The sequence below is a fragment of the Weissella kandleri genome (assembly GCF_045504165.1).
GTDB classification, from domain to species: Bacteria; Bacillota; Bacilli; order Lactobacillales; family Lactobacillaceae; genus Weissella; species Weissella kandleri_A.
Map to the genome: position 1 here is coordinate 1 of NZ_JBJJNY010000021.1, position 6,088 is coordinate 6,088.

At 37.8% G+C, this 6,088-nt stretch carries 5 protein-coding genes and 1 pseudogene; all 6 read right to left on the minus strand.

Annotation, left to right across the window (positions count from 1 at the left end; genetic code table 11):
* Nucleotides 1-334 precede the first annotated feature (334 nt).
* Nucleotides 335-751 carry an arsenate reductase (thioredoxin) gene (arsC, locus tag ACJQWY_RS06765; protein ID WP_407076973.1) on the minus strand — a complete coding sequence of 139 codons (417 nt, stop codon included), beginning with the start codon at nt 749-751 and terminating at the stop codon, nt 335-337.
* 506 nt (nt 752-1,257) lie between these two features.
* Nucleotides 1,258-3,120 carry a heavy metal translocating P-type ATPase gene (locus ACJQWY_RS06770; RefSeq protein ID WP_407076974.1) on the minus strand — a complete coding sequence of 621 codons (1,863 nt, stop codon included), beginning with the start codon at nt 3,118-3,120 and terminating at the stop codon, nt 1,258-1,260.
* Between the two features lie 197 nt (nt 3,121-3,317).
* Nucleotides 3,318-3,551, minus strand: a complete 234-nt coding sequence (locus ACJQWY_RS06775; protein ID WP_111447969.1) for a heavy-metal-associated domain-containing protein — start codon at nt 3,549-3,551, stop codon at nt 3,318-3,320.
* Between the two features lie 146 nt (nt 3,552-3,697).
* Nucleotides 3,698-4,040, minus strand: a pseudogene (locus ACJQWY_RS06780) (prolipoprotein diacylglyceryl transferase family protein); the annotation flags it as partial.
* 113 nt (nt 4,041-4,153) lie between these two features.
* Nucleotides 4,154-4,813 carry a Crp/Fnr family transcriptional regulator gene (locus ACJQWY_RS06785; protein ID WP_407076976.1) on the minus strand — a complete coding sequence of 220 codons (660 nt, stop codon included), beginning with the start codon at nt 4,811-4,813 and terminating at the stop codon, nt 4,154-4,156.
* A 231-nt stretch (nt 4,814-5,044) separates the two neighbouring features.
* Complete coding sequence (locus tag ACJQWY_RS06790) at nt 5,045-5,617, minus strand: Dps family protein (RefSeq protein ID WP_407076975.1); 573 nt, start codon at nt 5,615-5,617, stop codon at nt 5,045-5,047.
* Nucleotides 5,618-6,088 lie beyond the last annotated feature (471 nt).

Below are 6,088 nucleotides of genomic sequence, written 5' to 3' on the forward strand. Positions count from 1 at the left end.
AGTATTTTAATGGGTGTTCGGATTAATGTTGCAATCTGCCATAAATAATTAAATTGTTTATTTATTGATAACCAGGACCGTATTTCTAAACTTCTTTTATGGTTTATTATATCACTTAACAAAAAACAGCCCCCGTTATCTACTAGTCAGATAATGAGAGCTGTTTTAATAGTCTTCTATAGGGGCGATTATATAATTATAGACCCTAAATTAAGGAATGTTTTAGTAACCACCTAGGATCATAGTTAACTCATAGCAAAACTCCTGGTATTTTACTTAGAAGTCAATAAATTAATTGGACTGTTTTACTGCGGCACTATATGGCGTTTTTTTATTAATGAACGTAGTTATTCAAACTTGTAACTAATTTTTTAATTTCGTCACGAACCTTACGGAATTCTTGTAGTTGTTCTTCTAAAGTTCCTGTGGCTTGCGCTGGGTCAGATAAAGGCCAGTGTAAACTCTTGGTTTGAGGGGGAAGCATAGGACATTTATCCTTGGCATCACCACATAAAGTAATAACTAAATCTGAAGTGTTCAAATAATTTAGATCAATTAACTTAGAGTAGTGGCTACTAATATCTACTCCATCTTCAGCCATAACTTTAACAGCATTTAGATTTAACCCATGAGTTTCAATCCCTGCACTCTCGATTTGAAACTCATTTGCCGGCAATATTATTTTTGCATATCCTTCAGCCATTTGACTGCGACAAGAATTTCCTGTACATAAAAAATAAATTTTTTTCATTCTAAACCACCTATAATTTTAATTTGTATAACACCATAAACTTAAATGCAATGCTTCCGTCAACATAGGTGTATAAGTATCAAGGCCTTCTACGTAAAAATGGGCCCTGTACGTTCTAATTATCTTTCTTCAAAGCAAGATAATCAGTTGGTTCAAAACTAAAATATTGTTCTAGATTGCCATGATACTTCTCTAATTTTGCTTCCTTATTAATATCGTAAACACGATATAGCCAATATGATGAATTATGTAATTTCATGTGTTAAAACTTAATAGGAATTTAAATTTTATTATTAGATTTTTTAATCATTCACACGAAAATTAATTTTATAAAGAGCATACTCTATACTCTTATTTTTTTCAAGAACTCAAAAAAGTGGAAACTCCCAGAATTTTAAATCTGGGAGTTTCCGCTTTTGTCATTTCAAGGATGGACTATTGTCCCAGCCTCTTCTAGTTTATTCTTAAGATATTTTTACTGTCTCTGCAGGTGCTGATACTTCTTTTTATTCTTTTCGACCTTTCAACTTATACTTCATTAATCTCATGGCATTGAAAATTACCACCAGGATACTACCTTCATGAACCAACATTCCGATAGACATATTCATCCATTCGCTGAAGAAGACGCTGGTCAACAAGACCAACACTACTCCAATTGCAATCGCGATATTTTGTCTCATATTATTTGCGGTAGCTTTTACTATTCCTAATGCGTGAGGCAAGTTGCTGAAGTTCGAGTTCATTAAAACGACATCGGATGTTTCGATCGCTACGTCCGTTCCGCTTCCCATTGCGATGCCAATGTCTGCTAAAGCTAAGGACGGACTATCGTTAACGCCATCTCCAACAAAGGCTACAATTTGACCACGTTGTTGGAGTTTTCCGATATAAGCCGATTTGTCTTCCGGCAACATGTGGCCGTGAGCTTCGGTCAAACCAAGTTCGCCTGCGACCACATCAACGGTTCCTTGGTTATCTCCTGAAAGAACGACTAGATTTTTTACGCCCAGGTCTTTTAATTCCTGCAAATTAGCTTTCACACCCGGACGGACTTGGTCGCGAATGCCCATCAGTACTTTTAATTCACCGTCGACCGCTGTCAAAACGAGAGAGTTCCCTTGTTGTTCAAACCGTTTGACATCTTTTTGCACTTTTTTGCTGAGAGTGACATTTTCTTTTTCCATCAAGGCCACATTCCCGACAGTCACTCTATGTCCAGCTACACTTGAAACGATTCCGCCGCCTTTCACGACTTCAGTTTCTTCAACAGGATAAAAGTTTGTTTCTCCAATTTGATTTAAGACCGCTTTTGCTAATGGATGATCTGATTCCCGTTCCACATTGGCCAGATAGCCAAGCGTTTCAGCAGAATCTTTTTCATACAGTTCAGTCGCTGCAACGGTTGGGTTTCCGACAGTTAAAGTACCTGTCTTATCAAATACAATTGTATCCACATTGCTGAAGTCTTGAATGACTTCACTCCCTTTTAAAAGAACACCGTTACGAGCACCATTCCCAATACCGGCAACGTTTGAAACAGGCACTCCGATAACTAATGCGCCTGGGCAACCTAGAACCAAGATGGTGATTGCTAACTCAATATTTTGACTGAACGCCCATACAACAATTGCCAGGACCAAGACAGCTGGTGTGTAGTATTTAGAAAAGCGATCAATGAACCGTTCCGCTTCGGATTTAGAATCTTGTGCTTCTTCCACGAGTTCAACAATTTTTCCAAATGTGGTGTCCTCACCAACTCGGTCAGCTCTGATTTGAATCGTTCCATTTTCTAAAATGGTTCCTGCAAAAACTTCTGCATCAGCTAGCTTGTTGACCGGAACAGCTTCACCTGTAATGCTAGCTTCATTGATATGCCCTTCACCCGTAAGAACTGTACCATCTACTGGAACTTTCGCACCCGTTTTAACGAGCAAGATATCCCCTTCATCTACATCATCCACTTCTACTTCTTCAAATTCGCCATTATCCATTTGTTTCAAGGCGCTTTCGGGTGCCATTTCAGTCAATTCTTTGATAGCAGATCGCGTTTGGTTCAATGTTCGTTGTTCCAAGTAGTGTCCGAATAAGAATAAGAACGTGACAATAGCCGATTCTTCATAATTTTGAATAAAAAGCGCACCAATCGCTGCAATACTAACTAAGACATCAATACTGATGACTTTGACTTTCATTGCTTGAAACGCTTGAATGGCAATTGGCATAATCCCAAAGACAGAGGCGATGATCAAAGACCACTCTGAAAGTCCTACGTTTTCTAAAACAAAGTGACTGAAGAAACCGAGTGCGATTAACAATCCACTGATGACGGTGATAATATTTTTTTTGCTTAATATATATTGTTGCATGCTTTTTCCTTCCAAATTTAATTTCTCTTTTATTGATAAACAAAGTATAAGATAATTGCCTAAGTAATTAATTGACGGATATCAAGTTTAGAAAGTTCTCTTTTATCGTTTCTAAGCACCTCGAATCGGATTGCAACAAAAAAAGCAATCCTGGAAAAATAGCTTTCCTTCCAGAATTGCCTAGTTCATTTAATCTGTTAAGCGGCCTTGACTTTTGCTTTAAGGACCGGATAGCCTACGTTTTCGATAGCTTTTTGAATCTCTTCAATCGAAGTGACAGCTGAATCAAAATTGGTTTTGACTTTGCTGGAGTTGAATAATACTTTAATGCTGTCTTTATCAACACCGCTAACTGATTTTACGGCACCTTCAATTTTTTGCATACAACTTGGACAAGACAAAGTTTCTAATTGCAATATAGCTTTTTCCATAATTCCTATCTCCTTTATGTGTTTTTATTTTATCGGCAGCAGATTAATGAACACTGCCTTTTCCTATTTACAACTGTAATATAGCTCACTTTTAGCAAACGAAAATTGACGCATATCAAGTTTGGCACTTCTTTTTATCTTTTTGCTCAATTCACCATCTTAATAGTCTTTTTCTGCCCCTTATTGCCATCAGAATAATAAGAAATTGGTGGATAATCTTGTCTGCGTATAAATCATACTACAATCGCGCCAATAAACAGGGCCAGAGACAAGGCTTGCGAAACGCGGATCCACTCGCCAATCCATAAACTGTTCGTTCGCATACCTTCAATGAAGAACCGACCCACTGAGTACCACAAAACGTAACTCAAAGCGACTTCTTCTTGATGCAAAAGCTATTTTTCGGTTCCGTATAGTGACGATGAGGTCAAAGCCCAACAAACTCCACAATGACTCGTATAAGAAGGTCGGATGGTAGTAGGTACCATTTGCTCCATTTCTTCAATTTTTCGCGTCATTCTAGTCATGGTGATGCTGAACAAGATTCCGGCTAAGCCCCCCCTGGTCACTCGCTTCGTAATACGCCACTTTTCCGTGTCCGATTATTCGCTGTAAAGCAATAAATCATCTAAATCCTGAATCTTGATCCTTTTTCCAGACAGCTGTTGAATCAATCCCTCGTTCTCCAATTCTCCAAATTTGCGACTGATGGTCTCAGGTGTCGTTCCTAAACAGGAAGCAATGTCCTTTTTTGCCATCGGCAGGGTGATGGTGGGAGAGTTGCCCATTCCAGGTTCCACATTTTCTGCTAAAAACAAAACTAAACGGGTAATGACACTCTCCACGGCTACTTGTGCGGTTTGACGTGCGGATCTTTCTAACCGCTGCGACATCTCTCCTAGCAGCTTTAACGAAATAGCAGGATACTCTTTTAGAAACTCTTGTACATCATGTTGTTGAATCGTGCAGACAGACGTATCTCGAGTAGCTTCTGCGTATTCCTCGTGCACAACATCAGGATTGAACAACGCCCATTCTCTCGTAAAGTTACCCGGATTCAAAATACGCACTAGTTGCTCTTTGCCAGAATCAGACAAGCGATAGATGCGGACTTTTCCGCGATTCACAATATACAAGGCATCGTCTTTTTCTTGCGAGCGAAACAGAAACTCCCCTTTTTGATAGTGCTTCGTGTAAGCTTTTCCAGCAATGCGATCCATCGAGCCTTCCTCCAAATGATTGAATATTGGGACTAAGCGAATACAAGCTGAGTGGTCTCCTTCTGCATGTGGTTGGGTGTATTAAGTCAATTCGTTCTCCCCCTTTATCAGTTTATTGTCTTTTTTTAAATTTCCTATATTTAGTGTAAAGGCCCCCTACCTCAAAAAAATTGACTCTCATCAAGAAAAGTCTTTTTAACGGCAAAAAAATAGGAGCTGGAAAGAGTCCCAACCCCAAAATCTTTAATTTTTAAATGTATGTTTACGAAAAACCTAATCTTCATCCTCATCAAACGCATCGTCGTCTTCCAATGCCTCTTTACCAATGAATGCTTGCAGCATCCAAATGTTTTTATCTAAGTCATTTTTAAAAGCAATCAGTGTATCTTCTAAAGCATCGTCACCCTCATCCTGTACTAAACGAATAGCACGAATCGTTAATTCACGGGTACTTCTGAAATCTTCGATAATATTTTCAACCATGTCTTCTGCTTTAGCGTATTTATTGATGGCATCTTCTGAAAGCATGGAATATTTTTCAAATTCAGCGGTGGTTGAAGCCGGTTTATGACCGGAAGTAATTAAGCGTTCTGCTAGTTTGTCGAACCATTCTTCGTTTTGATTATACAATTCTTCAAATTTTTCATGCAGGGTGAAGAAATTAGCACCATTTACATACCAGTGATATTGGTGCAATTTCACATGTAAAGTATGCATATTCCCTAAAAGATGATCCGAAATGGCCGCTGCATTAATTTTTGTATGATGGACATGTTCCTTGTGTTCTTGTTCTTCTTGAAATCTTTCTTGGGGTGTTCTTTCTTGAGAAGCTTTATTTTCAGTCATGATCTATTCCTCCTATAATTTTGGTTTGTTTAAAATAGTTTCCTTTGATTCCTCCTTTTCCTTTACTGAATTTAGTATAGGATAGATTTCCGTTAAAAAAATTGACGTTCATCAAGAAAAGCATTTCTTAATAGACGCCAGGCTTCTCTATTAAATTCAACTGAAATAATCAAAGGAATGAGGTCGTTCCCTCCAAACAAAAATTTCATTAAAGTAGGGCCTAAAAAAAGAATAGCAACTATACTTTGTCAAGAGACCTGACTGCTATTTTTTTGCTTGTTATTCTTCAATTACCAAATGTCTTGCCTTGCAGTATATTTAATACTCTTTCTCACTAGTGAGAAAGAGTATTAATAAGATTAACCTAGACGAATAACTTTATTTTATTTATGTCATACCATAAATAAAAATTGAAAAGAATTTTTTTATTTGGCAGATTGCAACATTAATCCGAACACCCATTAAAATACT

Bases quoted from the DNA above. Each gene is read 5' to 3' on its own strand.
- ACJQWY_RS06790 (WP_407076975.1), bottom strand. From the start codon at position 5,617: ATGACTGAAAATAAAGCTTCTCAAGAAAGAACACCCCAAGAAAGATTT.
- arsC (WP_407076973.1), bottom strand. From the start codon at position 751: ATGAAAAAAATTTATTTTTTATGTACAGGAAATTCTTGTCGCAGTCAA.
- ACJQWY_RS06770 (WP_407076974.1), bottom strand. From the start codon at position 3,120: ATGCAACAATATATATTAAGCAAAAAAAATATTATCACCGTCATCAGT.
- ACJQWY_RS06775 (WP_111447969.1), bottom strand. From the start codon at position 3,551: ATGGAAAAAGCTATATTGCAATTAGAAACTTTGTCTTGTCCAAGTTGT.